This is a genomic window from Psychrobacillus sp. FSL H8-0487, from assembly GCF_038008385.1.
In the GTDB taxonomy this organism is placed as follows: Bacteria; Bacillota; Bacilli; order Bacillales_A; family Planococcaceae; genus Psychrobacillus; species Psychrobacillus psychrotolerans.
The window spans coordinates 1266134-1287791 of the sequence record NZ_JBBOZA010000001.1 but is presented as its reverse complement, the minus strand read 5'-3'; the positions used below and the strand labels follow the sequence as shown (position 1 = coordinate 1287791).

Here is a 21658-nt window from a genome sequence, read left to right as displayed (position 1 = left end):
TCCCATATATCTGATCATTAGAGTTATTATAACAAAAATCTCACTAAAAAGGGGAATCGAAACTATCGATCCCCTCATTTTTTAATATATTATGTTATATTGCATTGGGTTTTTCATCTTCCTCTAACATTGTCTTTACTAACTCAGCGTAATCTTCTGGAGAAATTTCAGATTTTAAAATACCGGCATCATTTGCAATAGGTATGTCTTCTATTTCTTCCTGCGGATTACTAATTATATAACTAATAATTGCCCTAGCTAAAAATGTTAGAAGGAAAAATCCAAAAGAGATAATACATGCTTCAAGAATAATACCCATTCCCTCTATAAAAGGATATGAGAATAAAAAGTATATAGTAAAAGCAATAAGCGCTACCCAAAAATTAGAAAGAATAGTTCCTACCATTATATATCTCTCACTCCTTGATTCACCGTTCGAATATTTAGTAATTTGGTTATAGGATCAAATTCTATCGTTCTACCACTATTTCCCCCAGTATCTTCTGCGATTATAGGAATAGAATACTTTTTTAAATACTCTTTTACTGCTTCAACATTACGTGGTCCGATTCGCATTGTATCTTTAGTAGAAGAAAATTGAAACATTTGAGCTCCTCCAGCAATCTTAGCTTTTAACTTAAAAGGCTGAATACCCTCTATTTTGAGTTGCTCCACCATAGCAGGAATGCCAGTATCCGCAAATTTCGCAATATTTACTACCTCAGTCCTACCAAGACTTGAATCTGGCAGCATAACATGGACCATGCCTACCGTCGTGGATCTGTCGTCATATAAAACAACCCCTACACATGAACCAAGTCCTGAAGTACGTATTTTATCCGGAGCTTTTGCAATATTCATATCGGCAATACCGACTTTAACTATTTGACCCTGTGCGTTCATATTAGCTAACTCCTAAAGCTTTAAAAATAGCTTCAAATGATTCTGGATCCGGCAATAAAAAGAAATGCCCTTTCACACTTTCCTCATTCGGAACATCTTCTTCATTGATAGCAGTATCAATTACAATAACATAATCACTTACATGGGATAACTCTACCAATCCAAAACTAATAATAGCCCCTACCATATCTACGCTTAGGGCAGGCACAGTAGGATATATTTTTAAAGAAGTAAAATCTGATAGTGCAGATAGATAAGAACCAGAAAGTATATTACCAAGCTCTTGCATGGCAGAGACACCTATTTCAGAAACTTCACCTGTTTGAAAATCGAAGCCCTCATCTTGTATCAATCTTCGGATAAATCGATTTGCTTGTTCTACAGGTAGTACAAAGAACATGCTACCTGTTACATCTCCTTCAATCCGAAGATAAATACCAGCAACAACCCTCTCCGGACCTCCCGCTAAATCCATCATGTCATCAAAGGATACCATTTCTACTTTTGGAACCTTCATATCAATCTTTTTGTTTAACAATGTCGATAATGCCGTTGCAGCATGTGCAGCACCAATATTTCCTATTTCCTTTAAGACATCTAAATGTATAGAAGTTATTTTATCATCGTACATTTATTAAACTCCTGACTTTATAGGATTTAACACAAGATTTAAGTTCAGTAGTATTAAAAGGCGGCTATCGATTTTAGCTACTCCAGCTATAAAATCTGATTCCATTCCTCCAACCACTTCAGGCTGTGGTTCAATTGCATCAAGAGGTATATCTAATACATCATTAGCAGAGTCAACAATTACACCGACATTCATATCATCCAACGTAATTATAATAATACGAGTAGATTCACCTAAACTGCTCTCACCTAATCCAAAGCGATTCTTTAAGTCTATTATAGGAGTAACTACTCCTCGTAAGTTGATAACTCCTTTTACAAAGTCTGGAGTTTTAGGCACACGTGTAATATATATAAGTTTTTCAATGCCTTGTACCTGACTAACAGGTATAACATACTCTTTATCTGCCAATTGAAAAACGACTACTTTTAAATTTTTATAATCTACGGCTTCTGTCATAATGCTATCTCATCCTTTCTAATTGATGCTCTTTAACTGATTAATGCATTACAATCTACAATAAGTGCTACTTTACCATTACCTAAAATAGTTGCACCAGAGATTGCGAACACACTTGATAAATATGCACCAAGTGATTTTAAAACAATTTCTTGTTGACCGATAAATGAATCTACTACGAGACCAGCCATTTTATCTCCTTTACGGACAAGAACAACCGAATGGAATTCATCATCAGTACTTTCTCTCGGAACATCAAAAACATTTTCTAAAAATACTAGTGGAACAACTTTCCCACGGAAATCGATCACTTTTTGGTTATGAGCATTTAAAATATCAGAAGAACGTATAATAGCAGTCTCAATAATAGAAGATAGCGGGATAGCGTAAATTTCTTCTCCAAGTTCTACAAGCATTACGGAAATGATAGAAAGTGTTAACGGTAATTGAATAGAAAATAGAGAACCTTTTCCTTCCGTCGACGAAATATCTATAAAACCACCAAGAGATTCAATTGTCGTTTTTACAACGTCTAAACCAACTCCCCTACCCGAAACATCTGAAATAACATCGGCAGTAGAGAAACCGGAAGAGAGAATAAGCTCTGCTACTTGTTTATCACTTAGTGTTTGCGCTACTTCATTCGATACAATTCCTTTTGCTATAGCTTTTTTCAACACTTTCTCACGGTTAATACCTGCACCATCATCCTCAATCTCGATAAATACATGATTTCCGCTATGGTATGCACGGAGAACAACTGTACCTTCCTCTGGTTTACCTTTAGCTAAACGAATTTCAGGACTTTCAACACCATGATCTAGAGAATTTCTAATTAAGTGAACAAGAGGATCTCCAATTTCATCAATGACTGTACGATCTAATTCAGTTTCTGCCCCAATAACTTCTAAATTGATCTTTTTGTTTAAATCACGCGCTAATTGACGTACCATTTTCGGGAATCTATTAAATACCGTTTCTACTGGAACCATACGCATATTTAATATAATATTTTGAAGGTCACCAGTGATACGGGACATGCGTTCTACTGTTTCATCTAGTTCGCTATTGTGTAACTCCTCAGAGATTGATTGTAGACGACCACGATCAATTACTAACTCCTCAAACAAATTCATCAATACATCTAAACGTTCTATATTTACACGAATAGTTTTACTAGACTGAACTTGATTGCTTTTAGAAGTAGGAGATTTTTCAGTAGTTTTTACTGCCACTACCTCTTGACTACCTTCTATAACTTCTGTTTTTTCCGGAAATGGAGTCTCTTCTACTTTAGCACCCTCGATATTATTGCGTTTTTTCAGTTGCTCTAATGTAACTGAGTTAACTAGTACTTCTGTTACTTCAGATACCTTCATCAATTTCTTCTGCACATCTTCGGAAGGCTCATTTGTAACTAGAGCTACATAGAAAATTTCATCAAAATCTTCTCCTTCTAACTTCTCAACGGAGGGTGAAGATTTTATAACATCTCCCATTTTCTCTAATAATTCAAAGACCATATATACTCTTGCAGCCTTTAGCAAGCAATCTTCGCGCAGCTTGACAGAAATTTCATACGTAGAGAAATCCTGTTCGACTGATTGTTCTATAACTGTCATTTCATAATCATCATAAGACAACCAATTTTCTTGAGAAATATTACTTTCTACAGCGACTTCTACTGTAGTCGCAGCAACTGGAATTTCTTCTCCTGTTTCTATTTTATGTAGCTTTTGAACAGTATCTGTTACATCTAGATTTCCTTTTCCACCAGAAGCAATATCCATTACCATCTCTTCTAATTGATCTACAGCAATGAAAACAACGTCTAATAATTCTACTGTTACATGCAAACGCCCGTTTCTAATTTCATCTAAAATGTTTTCCATTTTATGTGTTAAATTAGCGATATCCTCATACCCCATCGTTGCGGACATACCTTTTAAAGTATGTGCAGAGCGGAATACTTCATTAACAATTGCAATGTTTTCAGGATTTTTTTCTAATTCTAGTAAATGTTCATTGCAGGCTTGTAAATGTTCCTTACTTTCTTCTATAAACATTTCAAAATATGGATTTGTATCCATTGATTAACACCCCTTAAGGTAGATATTGTATGATAGTTTTTGCTATTTGATCTAAATCTACTACTTCATTTACTAAATTAGTTTCTACTGCAGCTTTTGGCATTCCATATACAATACATGTACTCGCCGATTCCGTTATAGCCACAACGTTTCCACTATTTTTTAACTGTTTTAGACCGAGAGATCCATCAGATCCCATTCCTGTCATAATAACGGCAATCTTGTCGAAATCATTGAACTGACTATTATCTTCAAAAAGTACATCTACCGCTGGTCTATGTCCTGCTCGAGGCGGTTCTTTGTCATCAAGAACGATGTAATAGGCCGAAACTCTTTTCTGTATACGCATATGAAAGCCACCAGGTGCTATATACGCGTGTCCATCTTGTAGTAAATCCCCATCTTCTGCTTCTTTTACCTCAATTTCAGATAATTGATTGAGCCTTTGTGCCAAAGACTTTGTAAATCCAGCCGGCATATGTTGAACGACTAATACAGGAGCTTTCATATTCTTTGGAAGTTTTGTAATTACTTCCTGAAGAGCTCGAGGTCCTCCTGTTGAAGTACCAATTAAGACCATTTTCTTTTTGGCCTTGTCCCATTTAACAGTATTAGTATTCTCAGGTATATTTCTCAATTCGATACTTTTTGATATTCCATAACTTATAGGTAATGATGAGCGTTTCTGCATTTTGTTAATGGATACTTGTGCAGCATGTTCCACTTTTTCTACTAATTCCATTTTAACCTTATGTAAATCTAAGGAAATAGTACCGCTTGGTTTTGCTATAAAATCTACCGCGCCATAATCCATCGCTTGCATCGTGCTTTCCGCTCCACTTTTCGTCGTACTGGAAAGCATTACAACAGGAACTGGTGTTTCTAACATTATTTGGCGGAGCGCCTCCAAACCATTCATCACAGGCATTTCAACGTCCATAGTGAGAACATCTGGTTGTAGAGTTTTAATTTTTTCGATTGCGTCTTTTCCATTTCTTGCAATCCCAACTACCTCTATCGATTTACTATCCACAAAGAAATCACTGATTAGTTTTCGCATAAATGCAGAGTCATCTACAACTAATAACTTCTTTTTTGACTTATTGTCCATCATCTCACGTCCTTCCTGAAAAAAGACTTTTTAATCGAGATATGAAATTAGTTTGCTTAGGTGTAGCTTCTATTGCATCTTCCAAGTCGGTAAATGTATAGACTATCTTTTTTAACTTTTTCGTTATTTCAGCTTGTGGATATAAGATAGAAAATGGCGTTTGTTCCCTTACTGCCTTTCGAACAACTGTATCTTCGGGCAATACACCTAATATTGTAATTTCTTTGGAGAGAAACTTGGACATAGCTAGTTTTAATCTTCCCGTTGTTTCAGCCCCTTCTTCATCGCTAAATGCTCTATTGCAAATAAGATAGAAATTTTTTTCAGAATCTTTATAATAAATGTATTTCATCATAGAATATGCATCCGTAATAGAGGTAGGCTCCGCTGTCGTAATGACGATAATATCGTCCACAGACATTAACAAATCTAATGTCTGACTAGTTGCACCGGCCCCCATATCAAAAACTATGTAGTCAAAGGTTTTCTGTAAATATTCGAAAGCTTCTATTAAGCGATTGAACATTTCATCTGTCCACTCCATCACACCACTTAACCCAGAACCTCCAGATATATATTGCAAGCCATTTGGACCTTCAAACAACACAGATTCTATGGGCTGTTCTCCAACTAAATAATCTTTCAAGTTATATTGAACCGATTTTCCTAGTAAAATATGAATATTGCCCATTCCAATATCCATATCAATTAGCACCACTTTTTTGCCATGCCCACTTAAAGTTGTGCTGAAATTTATAGAAAAATTACTTTTTCCAACTCCACCCTTACCGCTAACTACCGCTAAGGAACGCCCAAGCCTGTTTTGATTACGAAGCATTTTCATTCTAAGTTCTTCAGCTTGATCTCTCATAGCGAATCCCCTTTAAAAACAATTTGAGTAATCCTTCAAGACTAGCTTCCATAATATCTTCCGGGACTTCTTGACCATCCGTATAGTAAGCAAGTCCTTTATTATATTTAACCATTAAATTGATAATTGAGCCAATAGTATTTGTTTCATCTATCTTCGTAAAGATAAATTTATCAATAGGAAATTCACTAAATTGTTCTATTATCACTTCCATGTCTTTTTGTTTAGATGTAGACGAGAGTACTAGGAAGGTTTCCGTATCCACTTCAAATTCGATTAGCTTTTGCAAATCTCTTACAAATTTAGTTTCTTTAAAGTTCCTACCTGCCGTATCGATAAAAACGATATCTAAATGTTCGAACTTTACCATTGCTTCTTGTAAATCTTTTTCGTTATATACAATTTCTAATGGAGATTGTAATAATCCAGCATAGGTTTTTAGTTGTTCAATAGCTGCAATACGATATGTATCGGTCGTAATAAAGCCAACCTTTTTCTTTTTTTCTAAAATTGCACGTGCAGCTATTTTAGCAATCGTAGTCGTTTTTCCTACACCAGTTGGTCCAAGTACATTTATATATTTTTTAGTATAAGAAATTCCACCAAACGGAAGATGCTCCATTTGAGTTTGAAGAGAATTTTTGGTTAGACTAAGTTGATCTTCTATTTCAAAAGCATCAGTATTCTTTTTATGATGCACAAAAAGCTCATCACAAACAGATGTGATCAGCTCCTCTGACAATTCTTGCTCTTCTAAAAAGTCCATAAGAGTTTTCATCTCAGCTGGGTATGAACTTAACATTTCCGGAATTTTAATATTCTTAACCATTTGTTTTAAGTCTGCTAATTCTTTTTGGATCTCTAAAGAAACATTTTGTTGTTCTTGAGACACCATAGTTGGCATCTCAAATGTATTATTCGGTTGTTCGATTGTATCCATTCCAGCTAACACTTCAATAGATTTTTTCTTAAACAAACCTAAAAACCCTTTAGAAAAGACTACTTTAGAACTTAGTATAACTGCTTCATCACCAAGTTCTTTACGAATTAATTTCATTGCTTCGGGCATAGTACTAGCCGTATATTTTTTCATCTTCAATCTACATTCACCACCCCGACACTTTGTACCTCAATGGAGGATTCCAATTCATTATAGGAAAGAATTGGGACTTGAGGGAAATATCTTTCCGTCATTTGCCTAACATACATTCTTACTGCAGGAGAACAAAGAATAATTGGAGACTGTTCCATCATGGAAGCTCGCTCTATCTCTTTTGCCATAGACTCCAATATAGCTTGTGAATCATTAGGATCAATGGATAAATAGTTCCCATGTTCTGTTTGTTGAATACTGTCTGCAATAAGTTTTTCTACTTTTCCGGAGACTGTTAATACTTTTAGTACATTGTTATTTCCGGCATATTGAGTTGTAATCTGCTTCGCTAGAGATTGTCTTGCGTATTCTGTTAATACATCGGCATCCGACGTCATTTTTGAATAGTCAGCAAGTGTCTCAAAAATGATTGGCAAGTTTCGAATAGATACATGCTCTCTTAGTAGATTGCTCAATATTTTTTGAATTTCTCCTACAGTTAATGGAGTAGGGGTTAACTCGTCTACTAAAATTGGATATGTCTCTCTAATATGGTCTATTAATTGTTTTGTTTCTTGACGACCTAATAATTCATGTGCATTATTACGGATAATTTCAGTCATATGTGTCGAAACAACACTTGGAGGATCGACAACGGTATAACCTAGTATCTCCGCTTCCTCTTTGACAGATTCCGTTATCCATTTAGCAGGTAATCCAAAGGAAGGTTCTACAGTATCTATTCCTTCAATCGAATCATCATCACCAGGACTCATCGCTAAATAATGATCTAAAAGAAGTTCGCCTCTAGCCATTTCATTACCTTTTATTTTTATCCGATATTCGTTTGGTTGAAGTTGAATATTATCTCGTATTCTCACTACTGGAATAACTACACCTAATTCAAGTGCTAGTTGTCTACGAATCATTACAACACGATCAAGTAAATCTCCGCCTTGGGCAGCATCCACTAATGGAATCAAACCATAACCAAACTCGAATTCTATTGGATCTACATTTAGTAGATTAATGACATTTTCAGGACTCTTCATATTATCCGTTGTAACTTCCTCTTCAAATTCTTCCAACTCTTCAGGACCCTCTTGACTAGCCTTACTTATCATATAAGCTCCTACGGCAAGTGCAATAGCAATAGGTAAAGTTAAGACTAAACCAATCGGGGTTACAATACCTAAAAGCGTTATTGTCACGGCTGCTACGTAAAGAAGTTTTGGCTGATTGAACAATTGTCCTGTTATATCTCCACCCAGATTACCTTTAGATGCAGCTCTTGTTACAACAATCCCTGTAGCTGTGGATATTAATAATGCTGGTATTTGAGAAACAAGACCGTCCCCAACTGTAAGAGTAGAAAACAGAACTGCGGCTTCCCCAAAAGGAAGTCCAAATTGAACAACACCAATAATAATTCCGAATAACAAGTTTATTATAACGATAATAATACCCGCAATGGCATCCCCTTTTACGAACTTGGTTGCCCCGTCCATAGCTCCGTAGAAGTCCGCTTCGCCACTAACCTTTTCACGTCTTTCACGAGCTTCTTTCTCAGAAATCATCCCTGCATTTAAATCCGCATCAATACTCATTTGTTTACCAGGCATAGCATCGAGTGTAAAACGAGCTGCAACCTCAGAAACACGCTCCGCACCTTTTGTAATTACGATAAAGTTGATAATAACCAAAATAGCAAATACGACTAAACCAACGAGCATATTCCCACCTGTAACAAAGGTACCAAAGGTTTCAACTACTTTACCTGCATCACCTTCTGCTAAAATTGCTCTTGTTGTAGAAATATTTAATGCAAGCCTAAATAAAGTAACAAGTAGAACGATAGTTGGAAATACAGAGAACTCTAAAGCTTCTTTCATATTCATAGCAGTCATTAATATTAATAACGCTATTGTAATATTTATAATAATAAGAAAACTTATTAACCAATGAGGAAGAGGTATTACGAGCATCGCCACTATAGATATTACAGCTGCCAATACGGTTATATCACGGACTTGCATTTACTTCCACCTCTAACTTTGCCATTAAATTTTTTGTTTAATACGATACACATAAGCTAATACTTCAGCAACTGCTTTGAAAAACTCATCTGGAATACGTTGACCTACTTCTACTTGGTCATACATTGAACGAGCTAGTGGTCTATTTTCTACCATGACCACGTTATTTTCCTTAGCAATTAGTTTTATCTTTTGTGCAACGAAATCGGCACCTTTTGCAACTACTGTTGGAGCTTCCATTGATTCATCATCATATTTTAGAGCAATAGCAAAATGTGTTGGATTTGTAATAACAACATCTGCTGTAGGGATTTCTTGCATCATCCGACGCATTGCCATTTCCCTTTGTCTTTGCCGTATACGTGACTTTATAATTGGATCCCCGTCCGAGTTTTTATGTTCATCTTTAATGTCCTGCTTAGACATCTTCAGATTTTTTTCATAGTCAAATTTTTGATAAAAGAAATCTAAAATGGATATGAACAACAATACACAGGATGCAGCTATACCCATAGTTCCGGTTAACCATCCAACAGTGGCGAGTGTATCCCAACCTGTTTTGAATGATAGAGATAATACCTGTTCCAAATTCATCCATAATATTAAAGTAGTTACAGAACCAATAAATGATATTTTTAAGATAGATTTTAATAGCTCTATAATTGCTTTAATCGAAAAGATCCTTTTGAGACCTTTTATAGGATCAATCTTTTTCAGATCAAATTTCAATGGTTCTGTCGTAAATAGCAGTCCAAACTGAAAGAAATTTGCCGCTATAGCCGCTACTACAGCCACTAACATGATTGGTAGCAGAACCATAGCCATTTCAATTAACATATCCTTATAAATAATGATTGCAGTATCAATGGTCAGGGTTTCTATCAACATATAATGAGTAAATGCAACACTAAAAAATGTAAATATCTCTGTTCTTAAAAAACCAGCAAAGAAAAATAGAAAAACAAAAACAGAGAGTAACACAATAGCACTTGTTACATCTGGACTCTTTAAAACTTGCCCTTTTTTACGAGAATCTTCTCTCTTTTTAGGAGTCGCTTTTTCTGTTTTTTCTCCCGCAAAAAACTGCAGATCTAAGCGTAGAGCAATCATATTAGCCACCACCTAAAATTATCATCAAGTCACGCATTGCGACGACCAAAATTTCAAACATTTTCTGTATCACTGCCATTAGTACAGCCATCATCACGAGAAGGACTAAAAACCCTACACCTATTTTTATCGGATATCCTATGACAAAAATATTTAACTGTGGTACCGTTCTCGCAGTTATACCAAGGGCTACATCCACAAGAAATAGTGTCGCAACTATTGGGATAGACATTTGAAATGCAACAGCAAAAACGCCAGCAAAAGTTTTCATAATAAATTCCACATAATTTTCTTGTCCAAAAGCTGGCCAAACCATTTCCATCGGCATAAATTGATAGCTATAGAAAATACCATCCAACAATAAATGATGACCATTTAGTGCTAATAACAACAATAGAGCTAGAGTATTCAAGAACTGACCAATTAAAGGACTTTGTGCACCTGTCTGTGGGTCAATAACGTTAGCCATTGCAAATCCCATCTGAAAATCGATAAATCCACCCGCAATTTGAACAGCTGACATAATGATATACGCTAGTAAACCTATAAATAATCCAGATATAACTTCTTTAATGATTAACAGAATATAATCTCCATTTATTTCAAACGGTTCTACATCCAACGTATAATACATCATCCAAGATAGAACTACAGCAAATGCTATCCGATGTGATGCAGGTATTGTTCGATGTGAGAATAATGGTAACACTACAAAAAATGCGGTTACACGGGCAACGATTAGTAAAAATACAGTTAAATTTGGTAAAATTTCATCCATCGTATCAACCAATGTATCTTATCAAATTCTCAAAAATATCTGCTGCATAAGAAGTTACTTGTGAAAGCATCCATGGACCAAAGAAAACGATAGCTACTAAAACTGCAACAATTTTAGGCACAAATGCAAGAGTTTGTTCCTGGATTTGTGTGGTCGCCTGAAAAATACTTACCGCAAGACCTGTTATTAAAGCAACTAAAAGAAGAGGACCTGATGCAAGAAGAATGACCCAAATTGCTCGTTCGGCAATTGAAATTACCATTTCATTATTCAATACAATCAGCTCCTAAAAACTTTGTAATATAGACTTCATCACTAAATACCATCCATCTACCAATACAAACAATAATATTTTAAACGGTAAAGAGATCATAACTGGCGGTAACATCATCATACCCATTGACATCAGTACACTCGCCACAATCATATCAATAACTAAAAAAGGGATAAAAATCATAAATCCAATTTGGAAAGCTGTCTTAATCTCACTAAGTGCAAAAGCAGGTACCATCACCGTTAATGGAATATCCTCTATTGTTTCAGGTCTTTCTGCTTCTGAATATCTTAGGAAAAGTTCCAAATCTTTTTGTCTTGTATGCTTACTCATGAACTCTTTGAAGGGACCACTAGCATTTTCATAAGCCTCTTCTAAAGTAATATCTTCATTAAACAAAGGAGTTAATGCCTCTTCATTGACTTGTTGTAATGTAGGAGCCATGATGAAAAATGTTAAAAATAACGCTAAACCAACTATCACTTGGTTCGGAGGCATTTGGTTAGTCGCAAGTGCAGTTCGTACAAATGATAAAATTATAACTATTCTAGCAAAAGAAGTCATTAATATTAATATACTAGGAGCTAAAGATAAGACCGTTAGTAAAAGCATTAATTTTATAGATGTGGAAAGATTGGCCGGGTCGCTGTCCGAAAAAAACTGGACAAATTCATTCATTGTTATCGCGCTCCTTCGTCTTCCAATCCTTTAATACATTACTACGGTCTTTTTGAATATCTTGAAGTCTCTTTTGGAATGTCTCCTTAAACGAAGGTTGCTTACTTTCCTTTTTCTGTGAGGTTCCTTTGTCTTTCAAGCGACCAACTATCTCAAATATGTAAGGAATACTTTTTCCAACATCTATTTTTGCTTCATATATTTTCGTTAAATTTTCTATCTCTACTGGATCGGTTATTTCTTTTAACAAAGTAATATCTTCCCCAATACCAACTAAAAATATAGAATTACCTACTTGCATTAGCTGTAATGATTTACCTTGACCTACCCCGACCCCACCTAAATTCTGAATAAGCTGGTTGGTTTGAAAGGTTTTGTTTCTACTATTTACAAAACGAAGTACTCCGTAGAGTAAAGCAATAACAAACAAAAGGGCAAGCACCATTTTGATGTAATCCCATGCTGTAACAGAAACATCTGCAGAAACGGGTTCTGTCGTTTCTGTAGTATCTGGGGTTTCTTCTATAATTACTTCAGAATCTTTTTCATTTTTGGAATTATTGTTCTTTAGGTATTGTTCAACACTTTCATTTGAATCTACCTCTGCTTTCACAACAAGCTGAGTTCCAAAAGTTAAAAAAAGAAATACACTTAAAACGAGGGGAAATTTCCTCATGTCATTACCCTAAAGCTTTGGAAATAGCTTCAATTACACGATCCGCTTGGAAAGGCTTAACGATGAAATCTTTTGCTCCAGCTTGGATTGCATCAATAACCATCGCTTGTTGGCCCATTGCTGAACACATAATGATTGTCGCAGTCGGGTCTTTTGCTTTAATCTCTTTCAAAGCTGCAATTCCATCCATTTCTGGCATTGTTATATCCATCGTTACTAAATCTGGTTTAAGCTCATTGTACTTTTCAATTGCTTGAACTCCATCTCCAGCTTCACCTACAACTTCAAAACCATTTTTGCTTAAAATATCTTTAATCATCATTCTCATAAAAGCTGCGTCATCTACTACTAAAATTCTTTTCGACATAATATGTCTCCTCCAGTGCTTATCTTAAATTGTTTATACGTTCTGCTTGACTTAAAATATCTGTAATACGTACACCAAAATTCTCATCAATAACAACGACTTCCCCTTTGGCTACATGTCGATTATTGACAAGAATATCAACAGGCTCTCCAGCAAGTTTGTCTAGTTCAATGATGGAGCCACTTGTTAGTTCCAAAATCTCTTTTACAGTTCTCTTAGTACGACCTAATTCTACTGTTACTTGGAGAGGAATATCAAGTAGTAAATTTAAATTTCTCGATTCATTTTGCGATAAACTCGGCGCTTCAAAGCTTGCAAATTGTGCTTGTTGCACTTCCACTGGCGGTGCCTGCGGTCGTGTTTGCTGCTGAGTATACTGTATTGGCGCTTGCGAAGGCACTTCATGTACTTGTTGTGTTTGCATGGAAGGCTGCTGTTGAACAGGCGCTTGATATACCTTTTCTTCTGTAATAGTAGCAGCTAATTCAGGTTCATCTTCTCCTATTAAGGATTTCACTAAGCTTTGCCCAAATTCTAATGGTAGTAGTTGCATAATATTAGAATCGATTAAATCTCCAATTTTAAGACGGAAAGATATTTTAATAAGTAACTCATTTTCAGGGATGGCATCTGTTCCTTCCCCTTCCATAAGATTCATAAGGTCGATCGTAGGCGGTGAAATATCTACTTTTTTGTTGAAAACGGTAGACATTGATGTTGCTGCGGAACCCATCATTTGGTTCATCGCTTCTTGAACTGCGCTCAACTGTATTTCACTAAGTTCAGGCTTTGGATCTAAACCATCTCCACCAAGCATTAAGTCTGCAATAATAGCAGCATCCGATTGTTTTATAACGAGAAGATTCATACCGATTAGTCCAGCAGTATATTGTACTTGGACTGCTACATATGGATGAGGAAACTCTTCTTGTAATTTTCTACTATTAATCATACTAATATTAGGTGTAGTAATATCTACTTTTTGTCCTAAAAGAGAAGACAGGGCTGTAGCAGAACTACCAAATGAGATATTACCAATTTCTCCAAGTGTGTCTTGAGCAAATGAATCTAAATAATCTTCTACATTTACATCTTCCATCTCTACTTCTTTCGAAGCTTCCTCATTTATATTCGTTCCTCTAAGGAGAGCCTCAATTTCGTCTTGGGAGAGCATATCATCACTCATCATCATCCTCTCCTCCTTTCACAGTTTCAATGACTTGTACAGCCATTCGTTTTTTTAGTTTTCCAGGTTGACCAATAAATTTAGGAATACCACCAACTTTAACGGTTAATGAGTCATCAATTTTAGTATTTAACTGAATGACATCTCCTAATTGTAAATACAATAAATCTTCTATAGATATATCCGTTGTCCCAATTTCTGCGACTATAGGTATTTCTGCAGCATTCACTCGTTTTTTCAGAACAGCTAATTGTTCAGGTGAAACTTCTTTTTTATTTGTTTGCATCCAATAACGCACAGATAAGTTCGGTACAATTGGTTCTAAAACTACATGAGGAATACAAATATTAATCATTCCACTTGTTTCACCAATAATAGTGTTGAAGGATATTACAACAACTGTTTCATTGGGAGAAATCATTTGTAAAAATTGTGGATTAACCTCTAGCTCTGTTAATATCGGATCGATATCTGCAATATTTATCCAGGCTTCTCGTAAATTATCAAACGAACGCTCAAATAAATTCGTCATAATCTTCGTTTCAATTTCCGTTAAATTATCTACTTTTGTATGAGCTTGTCCTTTTCCACCCATCATTAGATCCAACATGGAGTAAGCAATATTAGGATTTATTTCCATCAGAATATTACCTTCTAACGGTGGTACTTCAAACACATTGATCAATGTCATATGTGGTACCGAACGAACAAATTCTTCGAAAGGTATTTGATCGACTGAAACGACCGAAATTTGTACGTATGTTCTTAACTGGGCAGAAAAAAATGTGGTTAATAGACGAGCAAAGTTTTCATGAATTCTCGTTAAACTTCGAATCTGATCTTTTGAAAAGCGAAGTGCTCTTTTGAAATCATATGTCCTTATTTTCCTAGCTTCTTGTTCGCTTTTCATTTCATCTGCTGTCATTTCACCTGTCGAGAGTGCACTCAACAACGCATCTATTTCCGATTGAGATAATATATCTCCTGCCAATCTGCCCACCTCCAATTTTTAAATATTCTTTATTGAATAATATAAGAAGTGATATAAACTTGTTGAATTTCTCCATCATCCATTAGCTCACCAATTTTTGTTTTAAGCGCTGATTCAAATACTGCTTTACCTTTTTTACCATCTAATTCTTCAGGAGTCATTTCAGATAGTTCTGTGATCACTATATTTTTCACTTGGAAATCCCGTTTAGTTAATTCTTCTGCTGCTTTAACGCTGTCCGTCTGGACCTTTAAAGATATACGGATAAATTTATTTGACGCTAGATTAGTAGTTATCTCTGGTATATCTACAGAGGATTCGATAATTTCATCAATGGTCGGCTTATCATCTTTATCTGCTTTGTTTAACTGCATTACTATTAGCAAAGCTACTACCCCTAATAATGTAATCGAAACTAAAATAATAAGCATAATGGTTAATAGTTTATTTTTACTCTTCATCTTGTTCACCTCTTATATGCGGGTTCGATAAAATATGTACTTCTTTGTAAAACTGAGATATTTTGGAGTATACTTCATCCCTAGATTCCAACGCTACATATTTATGACCATTTGTAAGTGTAATCGTCGTATCTGGAAAAGACTCCACAGTCTCTATGTACAGAGCATTTAACGAAAACTCCTTGCCGTTTAAACGAGTAAGCTTAATCATAATGAAGGGCCAGAACCATTTAGGAACGGCCCAACCCTCCCTTTCAAGTAAATTTAAAGTTTAATAGATTAACGTTTTAAGTTGATTAATTCTTCTAAAATAGAATCTGAAGTTGTAATAATACGAGTATTCGCTTGGAATCCACGTTGTGCAACGATCATGTCTGTGAATTCTTCTGACAAATCTACGTTAGACATTTCTAGGAAACCAGAGTTGATCGTTCCAAGACCATCTTGAGTACCAGTACCATTCAAGGGAGTCCCAGAGTTAGGCGATGATTTAAAATAATTATTACCTGCTTTTTCTAAACCACCAGAATTAGGAAATTTAGCTAACACTAATTGACCAGCCCATCTTAATTCTCCACCTTTGTCTACAAACGTGACAGTACCATCTTGGCTTATACTCATACTTTGAGCATCAGTTGGGATTTGTATTGGTTTATAAGTACCTGCCGTACCAACAGGACTCTTATCAGGGATACCATTAAATGGCGCAGTAGAATCTAGATTACCATTATTTGCAGTGACAGTTACAGAACTAGCTAATGGATAACTAGCTGGGGTACCAGTTGGCGTTCCAGCTACACCAACGACATATTTACCGTCAGAATTAACTAAGTATCCACTCTGATCCATATAAAAGTTTCCTGCTCGTGTATATAAATAATTTGTATATCCTGTAGGACCGGCAGTTGCTGTGGCACCTGTGCCATCCGCTACTTGAAAAAATCCATCACCTGATATAGCTAAATCCAAAGTATTACCTGTGGATTGAAGTGAACCACCAGCATGGATTGTATCAATGGCAGATAATTGTGAACCTAATCCCACTTGTTTCGCGTTAACACCACCACGTGTACCTGTTGCTGCAGATGCCCCCGAAGTTGTCTGGGAAATAAGATCTTTAAATACCGTACGACCCTTTTTAAAACCATAAGTATTTACGTTAGCAATATTGTTACCTATTACATCCAATTTTGTTTGGAAGTTTTTTAAACCTGAAATACCTGAGTACATTGAGCGAATCATATATTTTTTCTCCCTTCAATTTGCGTGCTAGCTTCAATCAGTCCGCTGCACATAGCATCCTTTACAGGTCCTGCTATTTTAATTAGTTCAGTACGATTGTACCGTCAATATTTGTGAATAATTGGTTTTTCGCTTCCGTGCGATTCATAGCAGTAATGACAGTGGAATTTTTTGCACTGACAATTAATGCTGCTTGGTCCATCAATACGAGTGAGTCGTTCACACCTTTAGAGCGTGCTTCTGAAACTTTGTCGCTTACTATTTGCCATTCTGCATCTGAAATATAAATATTTCTTTCTTGTAAACGTTGGTTGGCGTGTTTACTAACTTTTAATTCTGTTTGAACAGATGCTTCATGTAAATGATGTAAGAATGATTGTTTTGGTGAAGCTACCTGATTGGATGTGATTGGTTGACGGATTTTTGTTTGCAGCGGAACACGATTTATCGAAATATTGTCCATTGCAAGTCTCCGTTCTTATTGGATAGATATAAACTGATCGGCTTTGATCGACACGTCTCCACCTAAATTATATACAATACTTCCATCTTTTTTTGAAACTGATTGTACTACTCCTGAGCTTACGGTATCTCCATTTTGATAACCTACTGTTTTACCAATTAGCATGCTAGCTTCTACTAAACTATTGGAATTAGAACTACTCGATAATACTTCTGAAATATTTCCAGGATTTATCTTCTTTCCATCTGCTAACGTGAATTCCACGCTTCCATCTACAAATTTAATACCTGTAATAGATCCAGTACCTTCGTTTGTTATCGGCTTTCCATCAGCATCTAATTTATCTGTAAGTTCATGCCACTTTACTTCTTTGCCTACAAAGTTACTGAATTCGATCATTTGACTTTGTTGTTGTACACCTGCAAATTCTTCAAAGGCTTTCGTTAAGTTAGTCATCTGTTCTAAAGATGAAAACTGCGCCATTTGTGATATAAATTGTGCATCATCCATCGGTTTAGTTGGATCCTGGTTTTGAAGCTGTGTCATAAGGATTTTTAAAAATGCATCTTTTCCTAATTCGCCACTACCTGTGGTTTTTGTTGTTGGTGCTTTGTTAGATAAATACATGCCTTTAGTAATTGGGGTCATATCTGCCATCTGTTAAACCTCCATATCTGTTAAGAAATCGTCAAAGGAAATTGGTGTTTCCTGACTTTCCGTATTTGTCTCTTCATTAGACTGCTCTTGCTGTTGTTGTTTAAAAGATTGTTGGAAGTTTTGCTGCTTCTCTTGTCTCACCGAATCTTGTAAAGCCTGGCTAATCTCTAACTTTTCCAGTTGAATGTTTTGTCCTGCAAAACCTTGTCTCAATTGACTTGAGTTAGAATCCAACATTTCTTTACCTAAGGCAGTTGATGCTAGTATTCTTGCTGTTAACATACCATCTTTTTGTATCAATTCAATTCGAATCGTACCTAGATGCTCTGGAAATAGCTTAAGAACTAGTCTATTTACACCGCCTGTTTGTCCAAACTGCACACGGTTCATTACTTTTTGTAATTCTTTTATAAATTCCTCAGACTGACCAGCCTTTTCTGTTGGTAAGGTTAAGGAAACTGATTCTACTTTTATTTGAACTACTGTGGTAGTACTGCCTTGTACGTTTGATGTAATTTCTTTTGTTTCAGTTACAACTTCTGTTTGTAAAGTGTGAGCAGTTTGTTTCACTACCATTTGAGTATGAATAATCGGTTGTTTTAATAATTGTGGTGAAGAAATTGTTTCACTAGTTGGCAATTTACTTACTACTTCCTTCACATTTTCAAGCAACTGCTTCATATCAAAAAGTGTAGATTCTTCTTTAATGGTTAAATCCGATTTATTTCCTATTAACTGTGCGATTTTTAGTAATTCTATCGCTTGTTTTGCATCTGCCGGAGCACTTGGCCCTTGTCCATTTAGAGAAGAAGTAATCGCATCTGTAAGTTTGGTTGCCTGCACATTTATACCAGCAAGTAAATCCCAGACATTTGATTGTTGTATTTCTTCATTCGTTTTTACATCACTGTCGGCACCTAATAACTTATCTAAAAGGGCTTTTAACTCTTTAGGATTTACAGTTAAATCTTCTGTTCCTAGTACTGATTGAAGCTCTTCTAATGAAGTTGCATTTAGAATTGCTAACAGGTCTTGTAGTACATTTCCATCGGGATTTCCTTGTTGTGTAGCAGTGGCTTGTACTTGTGAATTAGATAAAACTTGTCCAAATACGGAACCGAACTTTTGACTGTTATTCATAGTCGTTTGTATTTTACTACTAGTTTGAATAGCAGCATTTACATTTGTACCTGTGGGCATTGCGATATTCACGTTTATATTCACCTCCCTTCAAATGGAAATAATTATTTCGTCATTAACTCTGTATATTTTGCAGCATCTTCTGGAGTCATTTTTTCATAAATGCTTGCTACCGTATCTGGTTTGAGACTTGTTAAAATACGTAAAGCTTCCGCATCACTCATCTTTGTTATAACTGGAGCAGCCTTTTTTGCGGACATTTTTTCAAATGTAGAAACAACTTCAGCATAATCTCGTTTAGCACTTTCCTGATTCCTTGTTAATGTTGCAATTTCTTCTAACAATCTTTCTTGTTCTATTAATAATGCTTCCTTCTCAGTTGCAGAATTATCAAGTTCCGTTTGAACTTTATCAATTCGAGCTTCTTTTTCTTGAATTTCAGCTTGTAACGAGACTACTCTTTCTTCTAGTACTTCTGTTTTTTTGTCTACTGTTAATACCTGCTCTTCACTAAAACCAGCTATCTCTTTTGCTTTTTCAAAAACATTTATATTTGCTATTTGAGCAAGTACCAGTAAGAGAAGTAAAGCAAATAAAAGAGGAATGATAAACCAATAAAAGAGCATTTTTATTTTACTTAAACCTTTTGCTTCAGCCATGCTTCTACTCACCTAATCTCTTTGTTTTGAAACTTTAAAGAAGATATTTCATCTAATTGAATCGTTTCTAGTCTTTGTTGCTCTTCTTGAAACTGTGATAGGTCTTTTTCTTTAATCTTCTCAAACTTTTTTACCTCTAATGACTTTTCGAGTAGCTTTTCTTCCATCCAATTCATTTTAGATCTTGCTTGGACAACTTCCTTTTGAACAACATCAATTCTTTTTTGAAGACCGTCGATATAATTCGAATAATGATGAATATTGTCTACTGAAAGGCCAGAAATAAGCAGATTGTTTTGAGTATCTGTTGTATCTTCTTTCTTTTTCAACAAATTATATAACTCTGTAGCAACCTTCTCGAAGGACGACACGGATTCTTTGTAAGCCAATTCCGTTTCTGATTTTTCTTGTTCTCGAATCGTTAGAACTTTAGCAAATTTAAACTGATAAGCAACCATTTATGAAACACCACCTGATAATTTCACTAATTCATCGACGGAAGAATCCAAAGATACTTTCTCTAAATACCCTTGTTTTAAAAAGGAAGTAATTAAAGGTTCATATTGTATAGCTTCATCAATCTCACGAGATGTCCCACGCTTATATGCACCAATATTAATAAGATCTTCTGATTTATCGTACGTGAAATATAAATCTCGTAATCTTTCCGCTGCTTTCACATGTTTGTCGTCTGAAATATGATTCATCAATCGACTAATGCTTTTTAATACATTAATAGCAGGATACTGTCCCTTGTTAGCAAGTGAACGATCCAACACAATATGACCATCTAATATTCCGCGAACTGTATCAGCTATTGGTTCATTCATATCATCGCCATCTACCAATACAGTATAGAACGCTGTAATTGTGCCGTTTTCATTTGTGCCAGTTCGTTCAAGCAACTTAGGCAAGATAGAGAATACAGAAGGCGTATATCCTCTTGTAGCTGGAGGTTCTCCAACTGCAAGACCAACTTCCCGTTGTGCCATCGCTACACGAGTCACGGAGTCCATCATAAGCATTACGTTTAACCCTTTGTCTCGGAAGTATTCTGCAATAGCAGTAGCTGTAAAAGCACCTTTTATGCGCATTAATGCAGGTTGGTCAGAAGTAGCTGCTACGACAATCGATTTCTCTAAACCTTCTTTTCCCAAATCTCTTTCGATAAACTCTCGTACTTCCCTGCCGCGCTCTCCAATTAGTGCAATGACGTTTAAATCCGCATTAGTATTTCTAGCAATCATTCCAAGCAATGTACTTTTCCCTACCCCCGAGCCAGCAAAAATACCGACCCTTTGGCCTTTTCCGACAGTAAGCATTCCGTCAATTGCCTTAACACCTACTTCTATTTGCTCTTCAATAGGTGGTCTAGTTAAAGGATTTGGAGAATCTTTTTCTGTTCCAACAGTCATTAAACCCTTTGGTAAAACAGATCCATCAATTGGATTGCCCATGGAATCTAATACTTTTCCTATAAGTTCCGGCCCTACCTTAATCTCTAATGGACTATTTGTTCCTTCGACTAAACAACCAGTAGATATCTCTCTTATATTCGTATAGGGCATTAAGACGACAATTTCTTCCTTAAAACCAACAACTTCAGCAAGAATAATAGAAGCTCCTGTTTTGACGGAGTTTATATGGATTTTACATACATCACCTACGGAACTTTCAGGACCTTGTGATTCAATCATTAATCCAACAACTCGACTAACTCGACCATATTTTTTAAATGTAGGTATATTCGAAATTTGTTGTATTAAATCTACAGCTTTCATC

At 35.7% G+C, this 21658-nt stretch carries 26 protein-coding genes; all 26 read right to left on the bottom strand.

Annotation, left to right across the window (positions count from 1 at the left end; genetic code table 11):
* Nucleotides 1-94 precede the first annotated feature (94 nt).
* On the bottom strand, nt 95-406 hold the full coding sequence (locus MHI47_RS06140) for a hypothetical protein (protein WP_340830052.1): 312 nt from the start codon (nt 404-406) through the stop codon (nt 95-97).
* Nucleotides 406-903 carry a chemotaxis protein CheD gene (locus MHI47_RS06135; RefSeq protein ID WP_340761940.1) on the bottom strand — a complete coding sequence of 166 codons (498 nt, stop codon included), beginning with the start codon at nt 901-903 and terminating at the stop codon, nt 406-408. Before MHI47_RS06135 ends, MHI47_RS06140 begins: the two co-directional genes overlap by 1 nt.
* 1 nt (nt 904) lies before the next feature.
* A complete protein-coding gene (locus tag MHI47_RS06130; RefSeq protein ID WP_340830050.1) occupies nt 905-1534 on the bottom strand; it encodes a chemotaxis protein CheC in 630 nt (209 codons plus the stop codon).
* A gap of 3 nt (nt 1535-1537) precedes the next feature.
* Complete coding sequence (locus tag MHI47_RS06125) at nt 1538-1993, bottom strand: chemotaxis protein CheW (RefSeq protein ID WP_093535113.1); 456 nt, start codon at nt 1991-1993, stop codon at nt 1538-1540.
* 32 nt (nt 1994-2025) lie between these two features.
* The gene (locus tag MHI47_RS06120; protein ID WP_340830048.1) at nt 2026-4083 is read right to left on the bottom strand and encodes a chemotaxis protein CheA; all 2058 of its coding nucleotides are present in this window, start codon (nt 4081-4083) and stop codon (nt 2026-2028) included.
* Nucleotides 4084-4096: 13 nt separating this feature from the next.
* Nucleotides 4097-5194, bottom strand: coding sequence for a protein-glutamate methylesterase/protein-glutamine glutaminase (locus MHI47_RS06115; RefSeq protein ID WP_093535725.1), 1098 nt, complete (start codon nt 5192-5194; stop codon nt 4097-4099).
* A gap of 4 nt (nt 5195-5198) precedes the next feature.
* On the bottom strand, nt 5199-6065 hold the full coding sequence (locus tag MHI47_RS06110) for a MinD/ParA family protein (protein ID WP_340768749.1): 867 nt from the start codon (nt 6063-6065) through the stop codon (nt 5199-5201).
* Nucleotides 6049-7164: a flagellar biosynthesis protein FlhF gene (flhF, locus tag MHI47_RS06105; protein ID WP_340830047.1), complete on the bottom strand. Its 1116-nt coding sequence runs from the start codon at nt 7162-7164 to the stop codon at nt 6049-6051. Before flhF ends, MHI47_RS06110 begins: the two co-directional genes overlap by 17 nt.
* Nucleotides 7161-9194 (bottom strand): flagellar biosynthesis protein FlhA, encoded by a 2034-nt coding sequence (flhA, locus tag MHI47_RS06100; RefSeq protein WP_340761935.1) that lies wholly within the window; start codon nt 9192-9194, stop codon nt 7161-7163. The genes flhF and flhA overlap by 4 nt, the downstream gene beginning before the upstream one ends.
* A 24-nt stretch (nt 9195-9218) precedes the next feature.
* Nucleotides 9219-10304, bottom strand: coding sequence for a flagellar biosynthesis protein FlhB (flhB, locus tag MHI47_RS06095; protein ID WP_340830046.1), 1086 nt, complete (start codon nt 10302-10304; stop codon nt 9219-9221).
* A gap of 1 nt (nt 10305) precedes the next feature.
* Nucleotides 10306-11082: a flagellar biosynthetic protein FliR gene (gene fliR / locus MHI47_RS06090; protein ID WP_340761932.1), complete on the bottom strand. Its 777-nt coding sequence runs from the start codon at nt 11080-11082 to the stop codon at nt 10306-10308.
* Between the two features lie 4 nt (nt 11083-11086).
* The gene (fliQ, locus tag MHI47_RS06085) at nt 11087-11356 is read right to left on the bottom strand and encodes a flagellar biosynthesis protein FliQ (RefSeq protein ID WP_093263173.1); all 270 of its coding nucleotides are present in this window, start codon (nt 11354-11356) and stop codon (nt 11087-11089) included.
* A gap of 12 nt (nt 11357-11368) precedes the next feature.
* Nucleotides 11369-12034, bottom strand: coding sequence for a flagellar type III secretion system pore protein FliP (gene fliP / locus MHI47_RS06080; RefSeq protein ID WP_340830045.1), 666 nt, complete (start codon nt 12032-12034; stop codon nt 11369-11371).
* Nucleotides 12027-12710: a flagellar biosynthetic protein FliO gene (locus tag MHI47_RS06075; protein WP_340830043.1), complete on the bottom strand. Its 684-nt coding sequence runs from the start codon at nt 12708-12710 to the stop codon at nt 12027-12029. Before MHI47_RS06075 ends, fliP begins: the two co-directional genes overlap by 8 nt.
* Nucleotides 12711-12714: 4 nt before the next feature.
* A complete protein-coding gene (locus tag MHI47_RS06070) occupies nt 12715-13077 on the bottom strand; it encodes a response regulator (protein ID WP_093535132.1) in 363 nt (120 codons plus the stop codon).
* Nucleotides 13078-13096: 19 nt separating this feature from the next.
* Nucleotides 13097-14263 (bottom strand): flagellar motor switch phosphatase FliY, encoded by a 1167-nt coding sequence (fliY, locus tag MHI47_RS06065; RefSeq protein WP_340832010.1) that lies wholly within the window; start codon nt 14261-14263, stop codon nt 13097-13099.
* Nucleotides 14256-15254, bottom strand: a complete 999-nt coding sequence (gene fliM / locus MHI47_RS06060; RefSeq protein WP_093535134.1) for a flagellar motor switch protein FliM — start codon at nt 15252-15254, stop codon at nt 14256-14258. Before fliM ends, fliY begins: the two co-directional genes overlap by 8 nt.
* A 29-nt stretch (nt 15255-15283) precedes the next feature.
* Nucleotides 15284-15715 (bottom strand): flagellar basal body-associated protein FliL, encoded by a 432-nt coding sequence (gene fliL, locus MHI47_RS06055; protein ID WP_340830041.1) that lies wholly within the window; start codon nt 15713-15715, stop codon nt 15284-15286.
* Nucleotides 15705-15926, bottom strand: coding sequence for a flagellar FlbD family protein (locus MHI47_RS06050; RefSeq protein ID WP_340761929.1), 222 nt, complete (start codon nt 15924-15926; stop codon nt 15705-15707). Before MHI47_RS06050 ends, fliL begins: the two co-directional genes overlap by 11 nt.
* Nucleotides 15927-15994: 68 nt before the next feature.
* Nucleotides 15995-16957 (bottom strand): flagellar basal body rod protein FlgG, encoded by a 963-nt coding sequence (gene flgG, locus MHI47_RS06045; RefSeq protein ID WP_340830039.1) that lies wholly within the window; start codon nt 16955-16957, stop codon nt 15995-15997.
* A gap of 82 nt (nt 16958-17039) precedes the next feature.
* Nucleotides 17040-17420, bottom strand: a complete 381-nt coding sequence (locus tag MHI47_RS06040; protein WP_093535142.1) for a TIGR02530 family flagellar biosynthesis protein — start codon at nt 17418-17420, stop codon at nt 17040-17042.
* A gap of 15 nt (nt 17421-17435) precedes the next feature.
* Nucleotides 17436-18077 (bottom strand): flagellar hook assembly protein FlgD, encoded by a 642-nt coding sequence (gene flgD / locus MHI47_RS06035; RefSeq protein ID WP_340830038.1) that lies wholly within the window; start codon nt 18075-18077, stop codon nt 17436-17438.
* 3 nt (nt 18078-18080) lie between these two features.
* Nucleotides 18081-19289, bottom strand: coding sequence for a flagellar hook-length control protein FliK (locus tag MHI47_RS06030; protein WP_340830037.1), 1209 nt, complete (start codon nt 19287-19289; stop codon nt 18081-18083).
* Nucleotides 19290-19321: 32 nt separating this feature from the next.
* Entirely contained in the window at nt 19322-19876 is a 555-nt protein-coding gene (locus MHI47_RS06025) for a MotE family protein (RefSeq protein ID WP_340830035.1), read from the bottom strand.
* A gap of 8 nt (nt 19877-19884) precedes the next feature.
* Nucleotides 19885-20334, bottom strand: coding sequence for a flagellar export protein FliJ (gene fliJ / locus MHI47_RS06020; protein WP_093535150.1), 450 nt, complete (start codon nt 20332-20334; stop codon nt 19885-19887).
* Nucleotides 20335-21657: a flagellar protein export ATPase FliI gene (fliI, locus tag MHI47_RS06015; RefSeq protein WP_340830033.1), complete on the bottom strand. Its 1323-nt coding sequence runs from the start codon at nt 21655-21657 to the stop codon at nt 20335-20337.
* Nucleotide 21658 lies beyond the last annotated feature (1 nt).